General features: G+C 69.1%; 18 protein-coding genes. 8 read left to right on the top strand and 10 right to left on the bottom strand.

The features are described from left to right. Nucleotides 1–73 precede the first annotated feature (73 nt). The 3 genes from F784_RS0118765 to F784_RS0118755 form a co-directional block, all read right to left on the bottom strand. Nucleotides 74–1,504 (bottom strand): cytochrome ubiquinol oxidase subunit I, encoded by a 1,431-nt coding sequence (locus F784_RS0118765; protein WP_019588268.1) that lies wholly within the window; start codon nt 1,502–1,504, stop codon nt 74–76. Between the two features lie 849 nt (nt 1,505–2,353). Further along, nucleotides 2,354–3,040 (bottom strand): response regulator, encoded by a 687-nt coding sequence (locus F784_RS0118760; protein ID WP_019588267.1) that lies wholly within the window; start codon nt 3,038–3,040, stop codon nt 2,354–2,356. Then, nucleotides 3,037–4,626 (bottom strand): ATP-binding protein, encoded by a 1,590-nt coding sequence (locus F784_RS0118755; protein WP_019588266.1) that lies wholly within the window; start codon nt 4,624–4,626, stop codon nt 3,037–3,039. Before F784_RS0118755 ends, F784_RS0118760 begins: the two co-directional genes overlap by 4 nt. 201 nt (nt 4,627–4,827) lie before the next feature. Between F784_RS0118755 and F784_RS0118750 the strand changes: the two genes are divergently transcribed. The 3 genes from F784_RS0118750 to F784_RS0118740 all read left to right on the top strand — a co-directional run bounded on the left by F784_RS0118750 (nt 4,828) and on the right by F784_RS0118740 (nt 7,922). Continuing rightward, the gene (locus tag F784_RS0118750; protein ID WP_019588265.1) at nt 4,828–5,775 is read left to right on the top strand and encodes a Bug family tripartite tricarboxylate transporter substrate binding protein; all 948 of its coding nucleotides are present in this window, start codon (nt 4,828–4,830) and stop codon (nt 5,773–5,775) included. A gap of 111 nt (nt 5,776–5,886) precedes the next feature. Then, nucleotides 5,887–6,426, top strand: a complete 540-nt coding sequence (locus F784_RS0118745) for a tripartite tricarboxylate transporter TctB family protein (protein ID WP_019588264.1) — start codon at nt 5,887–5,889, stop codon at nt 6,424–6,426. Then, nucleotides 6,426–7,922: a tripartite tricarboxylate transporter permease gene (locus tag F784_RS0118740; protein ID WP_019588263.1), complete on the top strand. Its 1,497-nt coding sequence runs from the start codon at nt 6,426–6,428 to the stop codon at nt 7,920–7,922. Before F784_RS0118745 ends, F784_RS0118740 begins: the two co-directional genes overlap by 1 nt. A 57-nt stretch (nt 7,923–7,979) precedes the next feature. Here the strand turns inward: F784_RS0118740 and sodA are convergent, their stop codons facing one another. Continuing rightward, nucleotides 7,980–8,612 (bottom strand): superoxide dismutase [Mn], encoded by a 633-nt coding sequence (gene sodA, locus F784_RS0118735; protein WP_019588262.1) that lies wholly within the window; start codon nt 8,610–8,612, stop codon nt 7,980–7,982. A gap of 181 nt (nt 8,613–8,793) precedes the next feature. Then, nucleotides 8,794–9,993, bottom strand: coding sequence for a tetratricopeptide repeat protein (locus F784_RS0118730; protein WP_019588261.1), 1,200 nt, complete (start codon nt 9,991–9,993; stop codon nt 8,794–8,796). 325 nt (nt 9,994–10,318) lie between these two features. Here F784_RS0118730 and coaE point away from each other — a divergent pair, with 325 nt between their 5' ends. Next, nucleotides 10,319–10,978, top strand: a complete 660-nt coding sequence (gene coaE, locus F784_RS0118725; protein WP_019588260.1) for a dephospho-CoA kinase — start codon at nt 10,319–10,321, stop codon at nt 10,976–10,978. A gap of 24 nt (nt 10,979–11,002) precedes the next feature. Here the strand turns inward: coaE and F784_RS0118720 are convergent, their stop codons facing one another. Together F784_RS0118720 and recD2 are read right to left on the bottom strand one after the other, a co-directional pair. Beyond that, nucleotides 11,003–12,664: a CTP synthase gene (locus F784_RS0118720; RefSeq protein WP_019588259.1), complete on the bottom strand. Its 1,662-nt coding sequence runs from the start codon at nt 12,662–12,664 to the stop codon at nt 11,003–11,005. A gap of 119 nt (nt 12,665–12,783) precedes the next feature. Further along, nucleotides 12,784–14,895, bottom strand: coding sequence for an SF1B family DNA helicase RecD2 (recD2, locus tag F784_RS0118715; RefSeq protein ID WP_019588258.1), 2,112 nt, complete (start codon nt 14,893–14,895; stop codon nt 12,784–12,786). A 41-nt stretch (nt 14,896–14,936) separates the two neighbouring features. Between recD2 and F784_RS24880 the strand changes: the two genes are divergently transcribed. After that, nucleotides 14,937–15,590, top strand: a complete 654-nt coding sequence (locus F784_RS24880) for a helix-turn-helix domain-containing protein (protein WP_019588257.1) — start codon at nt 14,937–14,939, stop codon at nt 15,588–15,590. On the opposite strand, the gene F784_RS0118705 is transcribed toward F784_RS24880, so the two are convergent. Genes F784_RS0118705 through F784_RS0118695 form a run of 3 tightly spaced genes read right to left on the bottom strand, consistent with a single transcriptional unit; the run spans nt 15,562 to nt 17,470 of the window. After that, entirely contained in the window at nt 15,562–16,794 is a 1,233-nt protein-coding gene (locus F784_RS0118705) for an MFS transporter (protein ID WP_019588256.1), read from the bottom strand. The two genes, F784_RS24880 and F784_RS0118705, sit on opposite strands and share 29 nt — an antisense overlap. A 20-nt stretch (nt 16,795–16,814) precedes the next feature. Next, a complete protein-coding gene (locus tag F784_RS0118700) occupies nt 16,815–17,084 on the bottom strand; it encodes a hypothetical protein (protein WP_019588255.1) in 270 nt (89 codons plus the stop codon). Then, nucleotides 17,081–17,470 (bottom strand): hypothetical protein, encoded by a 390-nt coding sequence (locus tag F784_RS0118695; protein ID WP_157465364.1) that lies wholly within the window; start codon nt 17,468–17,470, stop codon nt 17,081–17,083. Before F784_RS0118695 ends, F784_RS0118700 begins: the two co-directional genes overlap by 4 nt. On the opposite strand from F784_RS0118695, the gene F784_RS0118690 reads away from it, so the two are divergent. From F784_RS0118690 to F784_RS0118680, 3 genes are all read left to right on the top strand, one after another. Further along, nucleotides 17,469–18,659: a metallophosphoesterase family protein gene (locus F784_RS0118690; protein WP_040383564.1), complete on the top strand. Its 1,191-nt coding sequence runs from the start codon at nt 17,469–17,471 to the stop codon at nt 18,657–18,659. The two genes, F784_RS0118695 and F784_RS0118690, sit on opposite strands and share 2 nt — an antisense overlap. Next, on the top strand, nt 18,656–21,388 hold the full coding sequence (locus F784_RS0118685) for an AAA family ATPase (RefSeq protein ID WP_019588252.1): 2,733 nt from the start codon (nt 18,656–18,658) through the stop codon (nt 21,386–21,388). Before F784_RS0118690 ends, F784_RS0118685 begins: the two co-directional genes overlap by 4 nt. Before the next feature lie 106 nt (nt 21,389–21,494). Next, nucleotides 21,495–21,944 carry a type I phosphoribosyltransferase gene (locus F784_RS0118680; protein ID WP_019588251.1) on the top strand — a complete coding sequence of 150 codons (450 nt, stop codon included), beginning with the start codon at nt 21,495–21,497 and terminating at the stop codon, nt 21,942–21,944. Nucleotides 21,945–21,948 lie beyond the last annotated feature (4 nt).

Here is a 21,948-nt window from a genome sequence, read left to right as displayed (position 1 = left end):
GCCGTCAGCGGTCAGCCATCAGAAAGAGAAGGGAAAGATGTCCTTTCTGACTGCTGATCGCTAACCCCTCATCTCAGTTCCTCCGCTCGTAGCCCTGGAAACCCTCTCCCGCGTAATTGGGGGCGGGGGCCGCCGACATCTGCGCCTCGGGCTTGTGGTGGATGCCCGCGCGGGCGGTCACGGCCAGCAGGTAGATGTCCAGGCCGATCAGGGCGAGGTAGACGATCCACAGCCCGATCAGCCCGACCAGAACCTCGCCGTAGGAGTTGGCGCTCACCCCCTCGACGGTCGTGAGCAGGCCGTACACCATGAAGGGCTGGCGGCCCATCTCGGTGGTGATCCAGCCGCAGAAGTTGGCGATCCAGGGCAGCGGGATGGTGAAGAGCAGGGCGCGCAGATACCAGCGGGTGTCGTTCAACCGGTCGCGCCTGCGCCACCACAGGAACGCGCCCCCGAACGCGGCGAGCAGCATCAGCATCCCGATCCCGACCATGATGCGGAAGTTCCAGTACACCCAGGTGACGGGCGGGATGTAGTTGCCAGGGCCGAGTTCGCGCTCGTACCGCTCCTGGAGGGGGATCAGGCCCTCGTAATTGCCGGTCAGGCGGTTGTAGGCGAGCAGCGAGCCCAGGTACGGGATCTCCACGTTGAAGGTGTTCCGCTGCTCCTTCTCGTTGATAATGGCGACCGCCGACCACGGGGCGGGCGAGGTCGAGGTCTCCCACTGCGCCTCCATCGCGGCGAACTTCATGGGCTGGTCGTAACGCGCGACCTGCGCGGCCCGGTGCCCACTGGTGGCGGAGAAGACAGACCCGATGACGGCGAACACCAGGCCGATCCGCAGCGAACGCGAGAACACCTCCACGTCCTGCTTCCTCAACAGGTGGTACGCGCTGATCCCCAGCACCAGAAAGGCCGCCACCGACCACGCCGAGCCCTGCACATGGAGAAAGTACAGCCACGCCTTGTAGTTGAAGACGACCTGCGAAAAGCTCGTCAGGAACGCCTGATCGCCCACGACCTCGTACCCGACGGGGTGGTGCATCCAGCCGTTCGCCAGCACGATCCAGAAGGCGCTGATCTGGGTGCCGATGGCGACGAGCCAGATGCTGGCGAGCCGGAGAGCAGGCCGCAAGCGGTCCTTCCCGAACCACCACAGGGCGATAAAGGTGCTCTCCAGGAAAAAGGCCATCAACACCTCCAGCGCGAGTGGCACGCCGAAGATGTTGCCCACGAACTTGGAATACTGGCTCCAGTTCATGCCGAACTGAAACTCCTGCACAATGCCCGTCACCACGCCCACGGCGAAGTTGATCAGGAACAGGTGCCCGAAGAAGTTCGTCATGTTGCCATAGATGTGCGCGCGGTCTTTCCGCACGAACGCGATGGTTTCCATCACCGCGATCAGAAAGGCCAGCCCCACGGTCAGCGACACGAAGAAGAAGTGGAAGATGCTGGTCGAGGCGAACTGAAAGCGGGACAGGTCAAGAACATCGGGACCCATGACGACCTCACAGGGATTTCAGTTGAACCGTTTTGCAGGAACTGGGAAACCTGGCCGACTCGAGGAGCAGAGGAAGAAGGAAAACCGAGGTGCTGGCGGCTCGTCGAGCAGTGCAGGAGGAGCCGTACCGGCCAACCCAGAGTCCGCAGCACGCGGGAGCGGGCGGAAGGAGACGAAGAATGTTTACGAGGTCACCGTACCAGCGGGGCACGTAGACGGGCGTCCCGGCGGCACCCCGGCATGTTCACCCGTTCTTGAGGATCAGGACTGTCGGTTCGCCCACGCAGGAGGGGCAAGCTCTCCCGCAAACGCCTTTACCGCATGGCAGGCCATAGGAGCAGGTTCATCGTCTGGTAGAGGGATGAGCGGTGCTCGTCACCCCCTTTGCAAGTAGCTTCGCGAGTCCCAGCCTCCCCACAAAGACTTGATGCGCAATGAGAAGCGGGGCGGGAGAAGCTTCTGCCGTTCCATAGAGGACGAGCTGCACTTGTTACTCCCCACCCAGCCTCCCCAAAAGGGGGAGGAGGAAAAGCGCTAAAGCTTTTGAAAACCGTCTCCTGTAGACGGCCGACTCCCGCATGCAGCTTGCCCTCGCACGGCCTTCACCCCGCCTTGCTCGCGCAGTGAGACCGTGGGCGAGCGACGGGGAGTACAGCAAGATCAAACCTTGCGCGTTGAGAAAGGCGTCCACCGGCGAGGTAGGCGAGCCCCTTGCCTAGCGCAGCGCTGCTCCCCCCTGCCCTCATCCGCAACAACCGCCCTATGCGCAGCCCAACCGCTCTCCAAGCGGGAACGCCCAGCCAGCGAGCAGGACCTGACCCACCAAACCCGGATCGAGCTGGAGAAGGGCTAAACCATCTCCCCTTCCGTTAAACCCCGTGCCCGGTACAGCTTGGCGGGCCGCCCAGCGAGGCCATACTGGTGATCCAGGCTGGCGCGCCCCACCCGGACAAGGTGTTCCAGATAGCGCCAGGCTGTCACCCGCGACAGGTGCGCGCGGTCCCCGACCTCCTCAGCACTCAGGGCGCTCCCAGCCCCCTCCAGCACGGCTGCGACTCGTTCCAGCGTGTGCGGGTCAATGCCGCGCGGCAGAGGCTCGGGCGTGTTCCCGCTCACGCCCAGCAGGCGGTCGAGGTGGGACTGGTCGAGGGTGCCACGTGGAGTACGGCGGGCCCGGTGCCGGGCGATCACCTCAGCCAGCCGCGCTCCCGTGAACGGCTTGATGAGGTAGTCGAAGGCGCCCTGCGCCAGCGCCGTCCGCACGCTCGCCTCATCGTCGGCGGCGGTGATCAGCGCCACGTCGGTCGTGCGGCCCTGCGCCCGCCAGTGCCGCAGCAGCCCCAGCCCGCTCCCGTCGGGCAGATGCACGTCGAGCAGGATCAGGTCGGGCACGAGGGCCTGCGCGAGCGCGTCCGCCTGCGCCAGCGTGGCGGCGCTGCCCACCACATGCACGTCCGGGTCACGCTCCAGCAGGTCGCGGTTCACCCGGGCCACCCGCAGGTCGTCCTCCACGAGCAGCACGCGCACGCGGGTCATGCGCGCTCCAGCAGGGGGGACAGGGCGGGTGGGGGCAGGTTCACCTGAAAGACTGTGTGGCTGCCCCGGCGCGCGTACCGGATCTCGCCGCCCAGGGCCAGCACCCGGGCATGGACTCCCGCGAGGCCGTACCCCCGCCCCTCGCCCTTGCTGCTCGCCCCGCGCGTGAAGAGCCGGGCGGCGACTCCGGGAGGCACGCCGGGGCCAGAATCCTCCACCTCGATCTGCGCCCCCTCGGGGTCCTCGCCGATCAGGACGGTGACGGTGCCGGGCTGGCCTGCCAGCGCCTCGAAGGCGTTCTCGGTGAGGTTGCCCACGGCGGTGACCAGGGTGTCCGCGTGCCGTTCCCAGGCCGCGGAGAGGCAGCTTTCCGGCGCGACCTGAAAGTCGATGCCGAGTTCCTGGGCTCTCTCCCGCTTGCCCGCGAGCAGGGCGACCAGCCGCGGCACCTGCACGTCGCGCAGGAGCTGGCGGAACTGCGCCCCCTGCTCGATCTCGGCGTTCAGGACCCGCAGCGCCTCCTGGGGGCGGTCCAGTTGCAGCAGGCCGGAGAGGACGTGCAACCGGTTCTGGTACTCGTGCGTCTGGGCGCGCAGCACGTCCACGAAGCCGCGGGCGTGGGTGAGTTCATCGGCCAGGGCCAGCGCCTCCGCCCTGTCACGGAAGGAGGCGACGAAGCCCCCGCCCTCCAGCGGCTCGACGTTCACCAGAACCGGCTGGTCACGCAGGGTGAGTTCCACGTTCTGCTGCCGGGTAACCCCGGTGACGGCCAGGTGCCCCGCGAGTTCCGGCCACGCGGGGGCCAGGAGGAAGGGAACCCGGGCGGCGGGCAGCGCCTCGGCGGCGCGGTCGCTGGCGAGGGTCACCAGGCCATGCCGATCCACCGCGATCACCCCCTCACGCAGCGCCGCGAGAACCGCCCGGTGCTGGCCCACGAGCGCCGTGATCTGCTCGGGTTCCAGGTTCAGAATTTCGGCCCGCAATCGCCGAGCAGCCCAGACGGCGCCGACCGTGCCCAGCCCCAGCGCCAGCAGGAACCAGGGCACCAGGTTCAGCAGCGCCTGCGTCACCAGATGCCAGGCCTGCGGCATCAGGTAACCGGTGCTGACCACCCCGACCACCCGGCCGGACTGCCACACCGGCACCTTGCCCCGCACACTCAGTCCCAGGCTGCCGCGCGCCACGCTCACGACCTCGCGCCCGGCCAGCGGCCCCACGTTGTCGCCGCCCTCCATCGGCTGCCCCAGCCGCTCGGGAACGGGGTGGGTCAGCCGGATGCCCCCGCGGTTCCCCACCACGATGAAGTCGGCCTCTGCCTCGTCCCGCAGGGCGTTGATCTGCGCGTTCAGGGCCGGATTGGGCAAGCCCGCCGACGCCCCCTCCATCACCGATGGCAGCCGCGCCACCAGGCGGCTCGTGGTGATTGCGCGCTCGCCCAGCCGCTCGCGCGCCTCCCCGTACAGTGTGGCGGTCTGCACGCCAGCAAGTACCAGCGTCATCGCGCACAGCACGAGCAGGTGCAGGCGCACCAGGCGGCCCTGCAACCCCGGCCGCGACCGGCCCCGCAGGTGTGAGGAGGGGGACATGAGCTTCGTCCCATTGTAGGAGGACTCCGGCTCGACCCGCCGTTGCGTGCGTTGCGTTCACGCTTGTAAATAATGCTCAAGAAAAAGTACGTCACAGACGGAGAAATTTCTTGCAACCGGGCCGAGTGGGAAGTAGCCTGGGGAAGTTCTGATCTCCCAACCCACCCGGCCGGACGCCCGGCCCGCACCCCCGGAGGCCCCATGAAGAACGTGCTGTCCCTGGCCCTGCTGACCCTCCTCACGCCCCTCGCCGCCGCGCAGGGTCTGAATAACCTGCGGATCATGGCGCCCGCCAGCCCCGGCGGCGGCTGGGACCAGACCAGCCGCGCGCTCCAGACCGTGCTGCAAAACGAGAACATCGTCAAGCCCGTGCAGGTGTTCAACGTGCCTGGCGCGGGCGGCACCATCGGTCTCGCGCAGCTCTACAACGCCAAGGGCGAGGGCAACCTGCTCATGACGATGGGCCTGGTGATGGTGGGCGCCATCCAGACCAACTCCAGCAAGGTGGACCTCTCGCGCGTCACGCCCATCGCCCGCCTGACCGGCGAGTACGAGGTCGTGGTCGTGCCCGCCGGGAGTCCCTACAAGACGATGAAGGACCTGGCTGCCGCGTGGAAGGCCAACCCGGGCGGGGTGGCGTTCGCGGGCGGCAGCGCGGGCGGCACCGACCACATGCTCGTCGGCCTGCTCGCGGAGGCGGCGGGCGTGGACCCCAAGCGGATGAACTACGTGCCCTTCAGCGGCGGCGGTGAGACGCTGGCGGCGGTGCTGGGTAACCAGGTTGCGGCGGGTGTGGCCGGGTACGGTGAGTTCGAGGCGCAGATCAAGGCCGGTAAATTACGAGCCATCGGGATCAGCGCGCCCAAGCGGCAGCCCGGGATTCCGGTGCCGACCTTCAAGGAGCAGGGCTACAACGTGGACCTCGCCAACTGGCGCGGGATCGTGGCCCCTCCCGGCATCAGCGCTGCGGAAAAAGCCGCCCTGGTCGCCGCGCTCGACAAGATGCACGCCAGCAAGGAGTGGAAGGACACGCTGAACACCCGCAAGTGGACCGATCTGTACCTCAGCGGCAGCAAGTTCGACGTGTTCCTGAAGCTGGAACAGAGCCGCGCGCGCAAGATTCTGCAAAACATCGGCCTGGTGAAGTAAACCTGGCGGGGGCACCCGGCGGGGCGGGGAGCAGGTCACCCGCCCCGCCTCCTTTTGCCCGCTTCCGGGCGCCAGAATAGGGGGCGTCCACACCCCCAGAGGAGGTCTTTCATGCACGACGTTCCGCCCTCCGCCCACCCTGACGCGCCCCTGGCCTCGCCCACGGGCAGGCGCGGCGTCAGCGTGCCCGACCTGCTCGTCGCCCTGGGGGTGACGGTGCTGGGCCTGCTGCTGCTGCTGGGCACCTACCAGATTCCCTTCGGCATCAACGCGGTCGTCGGCCCGCGCGTCTTTCCGCTCATCGTGAGCGTCGGCCTGACGGCCCTGGGCGTGCTGCTCACCGTGAACGCCCTGCGTGGCGACCGGGCCGAACCCGCCGCCGAGGAAGATACCGACCCAAACGCGCCCGTCCACCTGGGGGCCGCCGGAATCGTCCTGGGCGGCTTCCTGCTGGGCACGGTGCTGCTGCCCACCCTGGGCTTCGTGATCGGCACGGCGATCATGTACTTCTCCGTGGCCCTGGCGTTCGGCGAGCGCCGCTGGCTCCTGATGCTCGTGGTGTCGCTCCTCGTGGCGCTCGTCACGTACGAGGTCTTCACCCGCGGTCTGGGCCTGAACCTGCCGCCCGGAGTGTTGAGGGGGATCGTGTAATGGAAGCTCTTTCCGCCCTCTTCGCGGGCTTCGAGACGGCCCTGACCCCCATCAACCTGCTGTGGGCGCTGATCGGCGTCACGCTGGGTACCCTCGTCGGCGTGCTGCCCGGCATCGGCCCGGCCCTGACGGTCGCGCTGCTGCTGCCCGTCACGGCCAAGCTGCCCCCGGTGAGCGCCTTTATCATGTTCGCGGGCATCTACTACGGCGGGATGTTCGGCGGCTCGACGACCAGTATCCTGCTGAACACACCGGGCGAGTCGAGCAGCATCATCACCGCGCTGGAGGGCAACAAGATGGCCCGCCGGGGCCGCGCCGCCGCCGCGCTCGCCACCGCCGCCATCGGGTCCTTCGTGGCGGGGACCATCGGCACGGCGCTGCTGACCTTTGCCGCGCCCGCCATCGCGGACATCGCGGTGCAGATTCCTCCCAGCGCCAAGTTCGCCCTCATCATGCTCGCGTTCGTGACCATCAGCGCGACGTTCGGTGGCAGCCCGCTGCGTGGCCTGATCAGCCTGTTCCTGGGCCTCGCGGTCGGTCTGGTCGGCACCGACCTCCAGAGCGGGCAGGCGAGGTTCACGCTGGGCCGCCCGGAACTGCTCGACGGCATTGACTTCATCACGGTCGTGATCGGCCTGTTCGCGGTCGGGGAAACGCTTTACGTCGCCAGCCGCCTGCGGAAGGACAAGGCCAGCGTCATCAAGCTGGAGGGCAACGCCCACATGAACCGCGAGGACTGGCGCCGCAGTTGGAAGCCCTGGCTGCGCGGCACGGTGCTGGGCTTTCCCTTCGGCGCGATCCCGGCGGGCGGCGCCGAGATCCCCACCTTCCTGAGCTACACCCTGGAAAAGCGGCTGACGAAGCACCCCGAGGAGTTCGGCAAGGGCGCCATCGAGGGCGTGGCCGGGCCGGAGGCGGCGAACAACGCCTCGGCCGCCGGAGTCCTGGTGCCCCTCCTCACCCTGGGCCTGCCGACGAGTGCGACCGCCGCGATCCTGCTCGCCGCCTTCCAGCAGTACGGGCTGCAACCCGGGCCGCTGCTCTTCGTGACGAACGCCGATCTCGTGTGGGGCCTGATCGCCTCGCTGTACATCGGGAACGTGATGCTGCTCGCGCTGAACCTGCCGCTCGCGCCGGTCTGGGCACGGCTGCTGCTCATCCCACGCCCCTTCCTGTACGCCGGAATCCTGGTGTTCTCGACGGTCGGTGTGTACTCGCTGAACAACAGCGTGTTCGATCTGTTCCTCCTGGCCCTCTTCGGCGTGATCGGGTACGGGATGCGCCGCTTCGACTTTCCGGTGACGCCCGCGATCATCGGCGTGATCCTGGGGCCCACGGCGGAGTCGCAGTTCCGCACCGCCCTCCAGCAGAGCAACGGCGACTTCGGCATCTTCGCCCGGCAGCCGCTCACGGCCTTTATTCTGATTGTCGTGGCGCTCGCGCTCATCCTGCCGCCCATCCTGCGGGCAAGGGCCGCACGTCGGGCTGTCGTTTAACTTCCAACAAAGAGCGCCCCCAGCATGTCCGGCTGGGGGCGCTCTCCTTGGTTGTCCTTACTGCGCCCGCGCCTGCTGGTAGCGCCGGGCCACCTCGTCCCAGTTGACCACGTTCCAGAAGGCCGCCAGGTAGTCGGGACGGCGGTTCTGGTAGTTCAGGTAGTAGGCGTGCTCCCACACGTCCACGCCCAGAATCGGCGTGCCGCTCGCGCCCGCAATCGCCTCGCCCATCAGCGGGTTGTCCTGGTTGGCGGTGGAGACGACGGCGAGTTGCCCCCCGGGCTGCACCACGAGCCACGCCCAGCCCGAGCCGAAGCGCGTCTTGGCCGCGTCCTCGAACTTCTGCTTGAAGGCGTCGAAGGAACCGAACGCCTGGTCAATGGCCTGGGCAAGTTCGCCGGTGGGCTGGCCCTGGCCGTTCGGCGTCATGACCGTCCAGAAGAGGCTGTGATTGGCGTGGCCGCCCGCGTTGTTCCGAAGAACGGTGTTCTTGTCGCTCGGGACTTGATCGAGCTGCTGGATAAGCTGCTCGACGGGCATATCCGCGAACTCCGTGCCCTCCAGCGCCTTGTTCGCGTTGTCCACGTAGGTCTGGTGGTGCTTGGTGCGGTGGATGTTCATGGTGCGCGCGTCAATGTGGGGCTCAAGCGCGTCTTCCGGGTAGGGCAGGTTCGGCAACTGGTACGCCATGGAATGCTCCTTTCGGGCCGCGTTCCTCATCCCCCTGGATGAGAGCAGCATCGGCGCTCATCTTACTCGCGCCCGGCGAGCCACAGACGAACTGCCGAGCTTTAGGGAACATTCAGGCGGGCAGGGCGAACAAAACGGCTCCCTCCAGTTCAGGAGGAAGCCGCCGGAAAGCGTGAAAGGGTCAGCGCACGCGCGACAGGCCCTCGCGGGCGAGCGCGTAGTTCGGGCTGAGCTTGAGCGCCCGCTCGTAGTTCTCGCGGGCCTTGAGGCGGTCGGGGGCGACGACGCCCACCCCGCGCTCGTAGCTCAGGCCCAGGTAGTAGGCGTACTCGGCGGTCGTGCTGCCCAGGGCGGCGGCGCGCGTCAGGTTCTCCCGGGCGGACTGAAGGTTCCCGGCGTCCAAGTCCAGGCGGCCCAGGTAGTAGTAGAACTCGGGGTACCGCAGCGGGTCGAGCTTGATCGCCTGGGTGAGCTGGGCGCGGGCGGTGGCGGCGTCACGGCTGAGGTAGCTCACCACCCCGTACTGGCCGACCGCGTAGGCGTTCGTGGGGGCCAAGCGGGCGGCCTGGGCGGCCTCCGGCTTGGCGGCAGCGACGTTGCCGCTCAGGGCGAGCAGCTTGGCATAGTACGCGCGGTTGTAGGCGTCGCGCGGGTCGGCGATCACCGCCTGTTGAAGGCTGTTCAGCGCGGCCATCAGGTTACCGGTCGCGTAGTACATGTCCCCCAGGTTAAAGAGGATCACGTCGTTGTCGGGGTTGAGGGTCGAGGCCTGCTTGAAGGCGTCGATGGCCCGGCCCGCGTCGCCCTGGAGCTTGTAGACGTAGCCGCGCTCGTTCCAGATCTTGCTGAGGCTGAGGTTCTTGCCGTCCCCCGTCTGGGCCTGCGCGACCGTCTCGGCGTCGGTGAGCACCTTCTGGGCGGCCGCGAGGTTGCCCGCCACGGCCGCCCGGTCGCTCGACCCCACGTACTGCTGCTGGTACGCCTGCGCCAGCGCGATGTACCCGCTGACATTGCTCGGGTCGAGCAGGGTCAGGCGCCGCAACGTCTCGATGGCCGGGCCGTACAGCCGCAGCTTGACCTGCGCGCGCCCCAGGCCAAGCAGCGCCTCGGTGTTCTTGGGGTCGATTTCCGTCGCGGCGCGGAATGCCACGTAGGCCTCGTCGAACTTGCCCTGCTCGTAGTAGAAGACCCCCAGCGCCACATAGTTGGCGGCCGGACGGGTCGGGGCAGCGGGAGTGGCGGCCGGAGCGGTCGTGCCGGGCGTGGTGGGGGCCGCAGGCTGAGCGGTGGCCGGGGTGGCCGGAGCCGTCGGTTGCGTCTGCGCGGCCGCGCTCATCAGGGTGGCTGCCGCGAGGAGCAGGCCGAGGGTACGTCGTTTCACTCAGAAACCTCCGGGGTGAGGCTAACACCGCGCCACAGGGGGTGCAAGCCGCAGTCCAGCACGCTGTGGATTACGTGGACAGCATAGGCAAGGGGGCTGGCGGCGGGGTGAAGTCCCAGTGAGAGGCCAGGGCGCGTCCCACGGCGGGCGGAAAAGGGCATGGAAGCAAGGTAAGCGCGCGGTTTGACGGACTTCTGATGGGTGCCGGATTCCCCCTTTCCTGACCCCCGCCTCGACGTCTACCGGGGAGAACCGGCAAGGCATATTCTCCGGGCGCCAGAGGCTGGCCTGCCCTTTCCCCCATTCACCCCCTACACTGGGCGGCGTGTCCACCCCGTCAGCCCCCGCCCGCCCTCGCCGTCTGGGCCTGACCGGCAGCATCGGCGCGGGCAAGAGCACCGTCGCTGGCCTGCTGCGGGCGCGAGGCCTGACCGTCCTCGATGCCGACGAGCAGGCGCGCGAGGTGACGCATGACCCGGCTGTCCTCGCTGAGATCGAGGCGGCCTTTCCCGGTGTGGTGCGGGACAGCCAACTCGACCGGGCCGCGCTCGCGGCGGCGGTGTTCGGCGAGCCCGCCCGGCTGGCCGTGCTGAACGCGATCATTCACCCGCGCGTCCGGGCGCAAATGCTGGCCCTGGAGCAGGCAGCGGCGGCCCGCGGCGAGGAATGGATCGTGCAGGACGTGCCCCTGCTCTTCGAGGGCGGCCTGGAGGCGCAGATGGACGCCGTTCTGGTCGTGGACGCCCCGCTGGACGTGCGGGTGGCAAGGGTGACCCGTCGCAGCGGCTTGACGGCCGAGGAGGTGCTGGCGAGGGACGCACGGCAGATGCCCGGTGCGGAGAAACGGCGGCGGGCGACGGTCGTGCTGGACAACAGCGGTGATCTCGCTGCGCTGGGGGCGCAGGTGGACGCGGCGCTGGCGGGGCTCGACATTCAGGGGTCCGCGATCAGCGACCAGCAAGAGAAAAGCCCCAGCACTCGCTGAGGCTTTTCCCGCCGTCTTGAGCGTTTACGCTCCGGCCCTCTCCGGCTGACTGCCCACCACTGACCGCTGACCACTCCCCAGCGCCGCCGCCACGAACCCCGCGAAGGGTGGGCTGGGCCTCATCGGGCGGCTCTTGAACTCGGGGTGCGCCTGGAGCGCCACGAAGAAGGGGTGGCCGGGAATCTCGATGCTCTCGACCAGCCCCGCGCCCCGTCCCGCCACGCCGGGCGTCACGCCGCTGATGAGCAGGCCCGCGTCCTGAAGCTGCTCCACGTACGCCGGGTTGACCTCATAACGGTGGCGGTGGCGCTCCTTGACGGTGCCGCCCGCCGGGACGCCGTACAGCTCAGCGATCCGCGTCCCGGCGCGCAGCTCCATCGGCCAGTCGCCCAGCCGCATGGTGCCGCCCATCCCCTCGACCTCCAGTTGCTCGGGCATCAGGTCGATCACCTTGTGGGGCGAGTAGGGGTCGAACTCGGCGGAGTTGGCGCCGGTCAGACCCGCGACGTGCCGGGCGTACTCGATCACGGCTATCTGCATCCCCAGGCAGATGCCCAGGTACGGCACCCCGCGGGTGCGTGCGTACTCGGCGGCGCGAATCTTGCCCTCAATGCCGCGAATGCCGAAGCCGCCCGGGACCAGGATTCCGTCCACGTCCCCGAGTTGCGCCTCCAGGTCGCCCTCGGTCAGTTCCTCGGCGTTCACCCACTTGATGTTTACCCGGGCGTCGTTGGCGATTCCGGCGTGCGTCAGCGATTCGAGCAGGCTGAGGTAGGCGTCGGGCATCTGGGTGTACTTGCCCGCCAGCGCGATGGTGACCTCCCGCTGCGGATGCTTGATGACCCGCACGGCGTTCTGCCACACGCCCAGGTTGGGGTGGGTGCGCTCCAGAGCGAGCAGGTCCTCGACCGCCTTGCCCAGCCCCTGCTCCTCCAGCGCGAGGGGCAGCTCGTACACGTGCCCCACGTCGTAGGAGGAGAAGACCCGGTTCTCGCGCACCGAGGTGAACAGCGCGATCTTGCGGGTGATGTCGGGCGGCAGCTTCTCCTTGGACCGCACCATCACTATGTCGGGGCTGATGCCCACCGAGCGCAGTTCCGCAACCGAGTGCTGGGTGGGCTTGGTCTTGAACTCGTTCGAGGTGCCCAGATACGGCACCAGGGTGAGGTGGATGGAGAGGACGTTCTCGTCGCCCTCGTCGAACCTGAACTGCCGGATGGCTTCCAGGAAGGGCAGGCTCTCGATGTCACCCACCGTGCCGCCGACCTCGATCAGGACGATCTCCGCCCCCGCGTTCTCGCCCGCCGCGCGGATGCGGCGCTTGATCTCGTCGGTCACGTGGGGGATGACCTGCACCGTCTGCGAGAGGTAGTCCCCGGCCCGCTCGCGGCGAATGACCTCTAGGTACACCTGCCCGGTCGTGATGTTGCTGCCCGGCGGAATGTCGAGGTCGAGGAAGCGCTCGTAGTTGCCGATGTCGAGGTCCGTCTCGGCGCCGCTGGCCGTCACGAAGACCTCGCCGTGCTCGTAGGGCCGCATGGTCCCCGCGTCAATGTTGATGTAGGGGTCGATCTTGACCGCCGTCACTTTGTAACCGCGCGCCCGCAGCAGAGCACCCAGGCTGGCGCTCGCCACGCCCTTGCCGAGGCTGCTCACCACGCCGCCCGTCACGAAGATGTATTTCATGTCTGAACACGAGCGCCTGACCCCAGAGAGGGCCAAAAAGAAAAACCGGGGCGCTCGGCCTCCGGGATTAGAGGATAGCAGAGCGTGCGGGGGAAAAGGGGAGCTGATCCCCATCCTCCCTACCGCGCCCGCACCCGCTCCAGCAGCGCCGTGTTGCGCTCCTCGCGCTGACGGACGGCGGCCTTGCTCCAGGCACTCGCCGAGCCCGCCGCGAAGAAGCGTTCGCGGGCGCGCGTCAGGGCGGTGTAGGCGAGGTTGCGCGAGAGCATGGGCATGTGCGCCTCGTGCAGCACGCCCAGCACCGTGGGCCACTCGCTCCCCTGCGCCCGGTGGACGGTCAGGGCGTAGCCGAGCTGGAGGTTGAAGAGTTCGGCGCCCACGAGTTCCACCACGTTGCCGTCGAAGTCCACGGTGAGGCGCCCGCCCTCGGCCTTGAGGACCGTGCCCAGTGTGCCGTTGAAGATCTCGTTGGTGTAGTCGTTCTTCGTCTGCACGACCACGTCGCCGGGCCGGGCCTCGCTGTCCGCGATGCGGATGCCGCCCTCACCCGGGTTGAAGAGGGACTGGAGGTGGTGGTTGAGCATCTCGACGCCGAGCGGACCTTTTCGCATGGGGGTGAGAACCTGGACCTGGGTCGGGCCGCCGAGTTCGCGCACCATCAGGGCCACGCGGCGGGCGCCGACATCGGGCTCCGTCTCGGTGAGGTTCAGGCGGCGGTCCCCCCACTCCGGCGACTGGCCGTGCAGCAGGCCGTGGGCGGCACGGATGATGGGGTTCTCGGCAGCCTGGCGGTACACGGTGGTCAGGCGAACGGTTGGGGCCGTGGCCGTGAGGGCGTGGAGGGGCAGCCCGGCGTCCACCGGGGGAAGCTGGTCGGTGTCGCCCACCAGTAGAACCCGTGCTCCGGGCGGCACGGCGGAGAGTAGCGAGAGCATCAACCCGTCACCGCACATGCTCACCTCGTCCACGATCAGCAAGTCATACGGCGCGGGTTCGAGGTGGTTGTGCCGGAAGCCCGCCGGTCCGTAGCCGAGCAGGCGGTGGATGGTGGAGGCGGGGCGGCCGGTCACCTCTCCCAGACGGCGCGCGGCCTTGCCCGTGGGGGCACAGAGGCCGACCTCCAGTCCGAGTTTTTCCGCGAGGTCGGCAACGGCCCGGGTGGTCGTGCTCTTGCCCGTGCCCGGCCCCCCCGTCAGCACGACGAGGCGGTGGTCTTCGAGCAGGTCGAGCACCTGCGCCTGTTCCCCGGACAGTCCTTTGGCCGCTCCTGCCGGAACCATCCACTCGTCCCCCCCGGGCGGCGTGGCGAGCAGGGTGCGGATAAGCTGCGCGAGCTTTTTCTCCGCGCGCAGGACGTGAGGGAGGTAGATGCGGGACTTGCCATCCGGGGTGGGGTCGTCGGAGAGGCGGCCGAATTCGACGGCCGTTTCGACGGCCAGCCTCGCCTGCTCCGGGGTGACGCGGGTGTAGTGGGCCACGCCCCGCTCGGCTCGATCACGCGGCAAGAAACTGTGCCCAGCCTGCTGCCCAGCCTGCTGAAGGGCGTAGACGGCGGCGGCGGTCAGGCGGCGTGGATCGTCATTCGGGAGACCCTGGGTACTCCACAGCTTGTCGGCGGTCAGGAAGCCGATGCCCTCGACCTCCGTCAGGGCGAAGAGGTCAGCTGTCAGGCGTTCGAGCGCCGCCTCCCCGAAATGTTTCACGGCCCGCTGCGCCTGGGAGATGGAGAGTCCGAGGCCCTGCAATCCAGCCAGCAGGCGGCGTTCCAGCCCCTGCTGACTCCAGCTCGCCGTCATCTTGTGCAGGGTGCTCTGCGTGACGCCGGGCACCTGGAGGAGTTTGTCCGGCTCCCCTTCCAGCACGTCGAAGGTGGCTGGGCCGAACATCCTGGCGATGCGGCCAGCCAGGACCTTGCCCACGCCCCCCACCCGGGCCTCCAGGTAAGCGGCGACGCCTTCTTCCGTCAGGTCGGTGGGCTGGGCTTCCAGCACCATGTTGAGCACGCGGTACTGGTAGCCGTACTCGCGGTGCTCCTCCATCAGCACGTCGGCGCTGAAGGTGTCCCCAGCCTCCAGGGGGGGCATCACGCCGATGACGGTGGCGTCGGGGTCCTCACCCTCGGCGTTGCGGATCTTAGCGGTCATGACGGTGAAGCCGCTCTCGGCGCGGAAGCGGACCTTGTTCACGCCGCCCGTGACGCGGATGGGCTCGGGGGCAGGAGCGGCGGGCATATGGGGCAGGATAGCGGGGCCGTGTGCATCATGCTGGGAACGTGACCACCCTGTCCTCCCCGGAATTCGTGGTGCAGACGCCCGAGCAGGCGCGGCTGCTGCTCGACCTCGGCTACTTCGACGTTCTGGGCGAAGTGATGAGGTGCGAGGCCAGCGCGGGCGAGGTGGCGCGGGCGGTGGGCCTGAGCGTCAAGCAGGCGCACCACCGCCTGACGCGCCTGGTGAGGGCGGACTTGGTGGAGGTGTGCGGGGAGCGGCGGCGCGGAGGGCGGCCCGTCAAGCTCTACCGCGCGGTTGCTCGGGGCTTTCAGGTGCCGTTCGGGCTGACCGATTCAGCGACGATGGCCGAGCTGATCGGGACTCTCCAGCGGCCCTTCATGACGGCCTATGCCCGCGCGGCGGCGGGGGAGTACGGGCGAACCTTTGGGCGGGGAGCCGAGCACGACGTTTTCTTCCGGCTGGACGCGCAGGGCCAGCCCAGCCTGTACGTGGCCCCCTCAGGAAGGACGGAGGAGAACCTGTCGGGCTACGGCCTGTTCACGCAGGTCAACCTGAAACCCGAAGTCCTGAAGGAACTCTCCCGGCGGCTGCGGGAGCTGAGGGCCTGGGTGGCCGAGCAGGAAAGCCACGACCCTGGGGCGGAGCCCTGCCTTCTGGGCCTGCTGCTCACGCCGGGACGGCTGGAGGAGGGATAGAGGCGGGCTCCCGCCTCAGCACTGCCTCCCACACCACAGCGCCCAGCAGCGTGACCACTCCCGCCACCGCAAATACCAGCGAGATGGGCACCCGGTCGGCGACCGGCGCGAGGAGCAGCAGCGTGAGGGGCTGCCCCGCCATCCCCACCATGCCGAGCAGGCTTCCGACTCGCCCGTAGTACACCGGGTCCACCCGCTTCTGGAAGAGGACGCTGATGCTGAGGTTCGTCATCGCGCTCGTCAAACCCATCAAGGCCGCCAGCGCATACATCGGCCCAGGCGACGCGGCGAGCGAGAGGGCGACGACCACCGCGCCCAGCCCGGCCAGGCCCAGGACGCTCAGGCGGCGAGGGTTGACCCTCTCCCCCAGCCAGGCGATCCCGAAGCTGCCCAGGGCTATTCCCGCGAGTTCGAGTCCCCAAAACAGCCCGTATCCGGCAGCCCCGGCTTCCAGCGCGATCATCCGCTTTGGCAACAGCATTTCCAGGGGGGCGAAGGAGGCGTTGATCAGCAGGGCGATCAGCGGCAGGCCCACGAGCATGGCGCTGCCCCGGACATACCCTAGTCCGCCGGTGAAGGACTGCCAGAAGGTTTCCGCTGCCGCCTTCGCCCGCCCGGTGGGAAAGCGCACCAGGGTCAGCAGCAGGCCGAACAGCAGAAACGTCGCGCCATCGAACACCAGGGCCGCGCCGCTGCCGAAGTGGGCGACGAAGAGGCCCCCACCCACCAGCCCGACCATGTTCATGGTCTGCGAAGTGCCCTGCATCAGCCCACCCGCCCGCTGCAATTCGGAAGGAGGCACCAGCCGGGGGGTCACGCCCATGCTCGCCGGGCCATAGAACGCGCCCACCAGGCCGGTGAGGAAGGCGACCGCGTGCAGGACTTCCAGCGGCACGTGCCCGCGCAGGGCCGCGAGCCCCACCCCGAGTTGCAGCGCCGCGCGCAGCAGGTTGCCGACGACCAGAGGAAGCCTCACGGGCAGGCGGTCCATCAGCGTGCCGAACAGGGGCGAGAGCAGTGCGGGCAGCAGTGAGAGCGCCAGATTCACGCCCATTGCGCCCGCGCTGCCTGTCTGGTGCAGCACCAGGAAGCTGGTGGCGATTCCGGCCAGCGCACTCCCCAACGCACTCTGCGCGCTCCCCAGCCACCAGATCAGGAAGTTGCGGTTCCAGAGGCTCGTCGGTGCGGCGCGGGGATCAGGCATGCGCCAGCTTTCCCCGCGAGCTACTCCCCTGGAAAGGGGGCGCATGGAGTAGCGGGACAGAACACGCCAGCATAAATCTCGTCCAGCGAGATGGACGTGTTCAGGCGGGGGAGCGGAATCACGCCCTGACCCTCGTACCCGGTGAGGACCCACTCGCCGCCCTCGCGCCCGCAGAGGGACACGTGGCGCTCGTGTTGTTCGGCGATCAGGTACGTTTGCAGGCTGGGGAGAGCGGTGGAGGCGTGGTACTTCACGCACCGGTCCACGAAGCTGGAGCGCGGCTCAATCACCTCCAGCAGGAAGAGGGGGGAACGTCATACCACTCCTGCACGTTCGGCGTGGGGTAAACCGCCAAATCCGGGTAGAAGAAGCTGGGGCACTCGGGAATGTGAAGCTTGAACTGCGAGGAGCCTAGCCAACGCTCCCGGTAGTCGCAGAGGTCGCAGAGCCGCATCACCACGAACGTGATGATGCGGCTCTGCGCCACACTCGTCCCGTCCTCCTCGTGGGACTCGCCGTGCAGGCCGTACCCATAGCCGCCGACATGCTCTCGCCGGAACTCGGATTCGACCTCGGTCCGCAGGTCGTCCTCCGGGCGGAGGGGGCCGTGCAGGAGGGGAGGCATGGAGTCGCGGTGCGCCGCCAACCCCGTCCCCATGTTATATTTTTCCGTCATGCGCGTACTTCACACGGCGGATTTCCACGCCGGGCGGAATCTGAGGGGCTTTGATAGGACGCCGGAGGTTCACGAGGCGCTCGTCGAAATCGCGGGGCTGGCGAGGAGTGAGCGGGCCGACGCCGTCCTCATTTCCGGTGACCTGTTCGACACCGTGAACCCCTCGGCAGAGGCGGAAGGAGCCGTCTTCGACTTCTTCCTGCGGCTGCGCGACGCGGGAATTCCGGCGGTGGCGATCGCGGGGAACCATGATTCTGCGGCACGGCTGCACGGGCTGGCGGGCCTGCTGGGGTGGGTGGGCGTGCAACTCGTCGCGCAGCCCACGGCCAATCCGCTCGACCTGATCCGCACGGTCGAGACGCGGGGCGGCGAGCGGCTGACGGTCGGTGCCCTCCCCTTCCTGTCCGAGCGGCGGCTGGTGAAGGCGGCGGACGTTATGGGCGGCGACGTGGGCGCTTGGCGCCAGAAGTACCGCGAGGGAATGGGCTTTTTCCTGCGACGGGTGGCCGAGGGCTTCCGGGGGGACAGCGTGAACATGCTGATGGCCCACGCGACGATGGACGGTGCCGTGCCCAGCGGCTCCGAGCGCACCATGCAGTTCGACCTGATGAACGCCTACACCCTCTCGCCCTTGCAACTTCCGGCGGGGGCGCAGTACGTGGCGCTGGGGCACGTCCACAAGCCGCAGAAGTCGAGCGAGATGCCGCTCGCCCACTACCCCGGCTCGGTCATCCAGCTCGACTTCGGCGAGGGCGGCGAGAAGAAGCAGGTCAATCTGGTCGAGGTGGAGGTCGGGCGCCCGGCCCGCGTCACCCCCATTCCGCTGAGCAGCGGGCGAGAGTTGCGGACAGTGCGGGTGGGGCTGGAGCAGGTGGAGTCGCGTCTCGGCTCCCTCACGAGTTTTACCGGACTGGTGAAGGTGGTCGTGCAGGCGCCCTCGGGCACCGCCCTGCCGGGGTTGAAGGACCGGGTGCTGCGCCTGGTGCCGAACACGCTGGCCGTCGAACTCGACGCGGTGCAGGACGACCTCGCGCTGCCCAGCCTCAAGCGCGAGGGCCTGAGCCTGACCGAGCTGTACGAGCGCTTCCACCAGGAGCGCCGGGGCGAGTTGCCCGCCGACCTGCGCGCCGCCTTCCGGGAGGCCGACGAGGCGGCGCGGGGGCAGGCGGAAGAAGAGGTGGTGGCGTGAGGCCTCTCAAGCTCGAGGTCCAGGGCTTCACCGCCTTCCGGCAGTTCGTGGCACTCGATTTCGGCGACCTGGAGCTGTTCGCGCTGGTGGGGCCGACGGGCAGCGGCAAGTCGAGCCTGCTGGACGCGATGACCTTCGCGCTGTACGGGAACACGCCGCGGCTGGGCGGCACCGGGCTAGACGCGCTGATTTCGCAGGGCGAGCGGGGTCTGTCCGTCAGCCTGACCTTCGAGGTCGGGGACGAGACGTACCGGGTCGCGCGCTCCAAAGGGCGGCGGCAGGCCGAGAACGAGGTGCGGCTGGAGCGGCGCGAGGGCGAGCGCTGGGTGAACCTCAGCGACGGGGGCACGAAGGCGGTGAACGACCGCATCCGCCGCGCGGTGGGGCTGGATTTCAGGACCTTCGCCCGGAGCGTGCTGCTGCCGCAGGGAGAGTTCTCGCGGCTGCTGCACGGGACCGGCAAGGAGCGGCAGGCGCTGCTGGGCGAGCTGATGGGGCTGGAACACGTCAAGGCCATGCATGCCTTCGCGGGGGACCGGGCGCGGGAGTACAAGCACACGCTGGGGAGCCTCCACGCGCTGCTGGACGGCGAGTACGCCCAGGTCTCCCCCGAGGCCATCAAAGCCCTGCGCGCCGAGCGGGAGGCCGTGGACGGGGAGGCCGAGCGGCTGACGGACACGCGGGAGAGGTTGCAGGGGCAGGTCAACCGCCTGCAAGGTCTGGAGCGGGTGTGGAGCGCCCGGGAGGACACCCGGCGGCGCCTGACCACGTTAGAAAGCCGGGCCGAGGGCGTCCGGGAGGGGGCGCGGCGGGCTGAGCGGGCGCGGCGGGTGGCGGGTGTCCTGCCCCTGCTCGACTCGGCCGAGCGGGCACGTATCGCGGCGACCCGGGAGGCGGAGGAGGCCCGGCGCGCCGGGGAGGCAGAGGCCCAGGCCCGGCGCGCTGTTCAGGCGGCGGAAGTCACCCTGGCCGCCGTGCAGGAGGCCGAGACTCGCATCCCCGACCTTGAAGCCCGGGCAGAGACGCTGCGCGAGGCCGAGGCGGACGCGGCCCGCCTGAAACGCGCGGGGGGCACGCCCCAGACCACTCACGCCTCTCCCCTGCCCTGGGACGAGGACGCCCACTTCGCCGCGCGGGAGGCCGCCCAGAAGCTCGACACCCTGCGCCGCGAGCGGGTCCAACTGGAGACGGAGAAGACGGGCCTGGCCGCGCAAAGGGGCCGCCTCGCCGCCGACGAGCAACTTCAGGCCGACCAGACGCTGGAATGGGGCCGGGTGGAGCGCGAGGGTAAGGAGGCCAAGGCCCAACTAGATGCGGCCAAGGGCGAACTGACGGCGGCGAGGGAACAGGCCGGTCTGGCCGCCTATCGCCCCCACCTGCACCTCGGCCAGCCCTGCCCCCTGTGCGAGCAGCCGGTGAGGGCGCTGCCCGCCGCTCCCGCCGTCAACCTGGAGGAGCTGGAGGCGCGCGTCACGGCCCTCGACCGCACGTTGACCGAGCGCCGCACACGCTATCTGGAACTCAAGGCCGAACTCGCCGCGCGCAAGAAGGCCATCGAGGCCAAACGCGCCGAGGTCGCCGACTGGGAGGAGGCGCTGAAGGGGCGGGAGGCCGACCTGCGAAAGCTGGAGGGCAACATCACGGGTGACCCCCATGACCTCGCCCTGCGGCTGCTGGCGGGCCTGGCGAGGCAGGTGCGGACGGCTGGACCAGACCCGGCGCGGGAACGGGCAAGGTTGCTCGCGGAGGTCAAGGCCGTCCGGTCAAGGCTGAGCGAGGCACAAGCCGCCCTCGCCCGAGCACAAAGTGCCCATGCGGCGGCGAGCGCGACCCTGAACTCCGCGCGTACCGCAGCCGGGGGCCGGGCGCAGGAGGCGAGGGAGGCCCAGGAGGCGCTGGACGGCGCGCTCGCCACCCTTGGCCTCGACGCTGCCCAGGCCCGCGCCGCCGCGCTGCCGGAGGCCGACATCGCCGCGCTGGAGCAGGCGGCACGGACCCACGCCGCGCAGGTCGAGCAGCTCCGGGCACAGCTCGCGGAACTGGAGCGCCAGCTCGGGGTGGAGCCCTTCGATCCCGCGCAGCTCCGGCAGGCCGAGCGCGACCTGATCGCCACGGACGCGGCGCTGAGTGGGGCGCGCGAGCGGGCCGGGCGCCTCGCCGAGCAGGAGCGCAGCGCCCGCGAACGGCTGACCCGCAAGGCCGAGATCGAGACCCAGGCGAAGGACCTCGCCGCGCGGCTCGACACCTGGCAGACACTGGCGAACACCCTGCGGGCGAACGAGTTCCAGCAGTACCTTCTGGCGGAGGTCGAGGCGCAACTCCTCACGGGCGCGGGCACGCTGCTGCACGAGATCAGCGACGGGCGCTACCGCCTGGCGCTGGAGGACGGGGAGTACGTCGTGCAGGACCTCTGGAACGCGGGCGAGACGCGGGCAGTCAAGACCTTATCCGGCGGCGAGACCTTCCTCGCCAGCCTCTCGCTCGCCATCGCGCTGAGTGACTACCTGGCGGGGAACAAGATTCTGGGGGCCCTCTTCCTGGACGAGGGCTTCGGCACCCTGGACCCACAGGCGCTGGAGGCGGTGGCGAACGCGCTGGAGAACCTGCGGACGCAGGGCCGCATGGTCGGCGTGGTGACACACGTCGAGAGCCTGTCCGAGCGGCTGCCCAGCCGTCTGATCGTCACCAAGAGCGTGGCGGGCAGCAGCGTGCAGCGGCTGGACGGGTGAGGGTGGACCTCCTGGAATTGCTGGCAGAACGCGGTGCGTTGCGGCGGGGGCACACGGTCTTCCGCAATGGCTGCACGCGGACGGCGGGATCGAGAAGGGCGAGCTGATGCGCGATCCGGCGGGGCTGGACGAGGTGGCCGCCGTGCAGGCCGAGGCTCTCCAGGCCACTTTTCCAGAGGCAACACTGCTGACCGGTGCCCCCGCCTGCGGCGCCGTCCTCGCCTCCTTTGTGGCCCGTCACCTCCAGCTCCCGGTGGCTTATCCCCTCACGGGCACGGACATCAGTGGGCACCGCATGCACGTTCCCGAATCCGGCGTGCGGGTCGTGTACGTGGATGACCTCGTCTGCACGGGCACGATCTCGCGGGCTGTCCTCGCCTTCCTGCGGCGGGAGGAGCATCCGGTCCTAGGCGTGAGTGCCTGGCTCAGCCGAAACTCTCTCCGCGGCGAGCGACTGGTGACGCTGACCGAAGCCCCCTTCCAGACGTTCCCGGCGGACGGGTGCCCGCTGTGCCAGACGGGCGTTCCCATGATGGTTCGCGGAATCAGGGAGTAGGCCG

Origin of the sequence: Deinococcus apachensis DSM 19763 (assembly GCF_000381345.1) — a bacterium.
Taxonomy (GTDB): domain Bacteria; phylum Deinococcota; class Deinococci; order Deinococcales; family Deinococcaceae; genus Deinococcus; species Deinococcus apachensis.
This window is presented reverse-complemented; position numbering and strand designations above follow the sequence as displayed.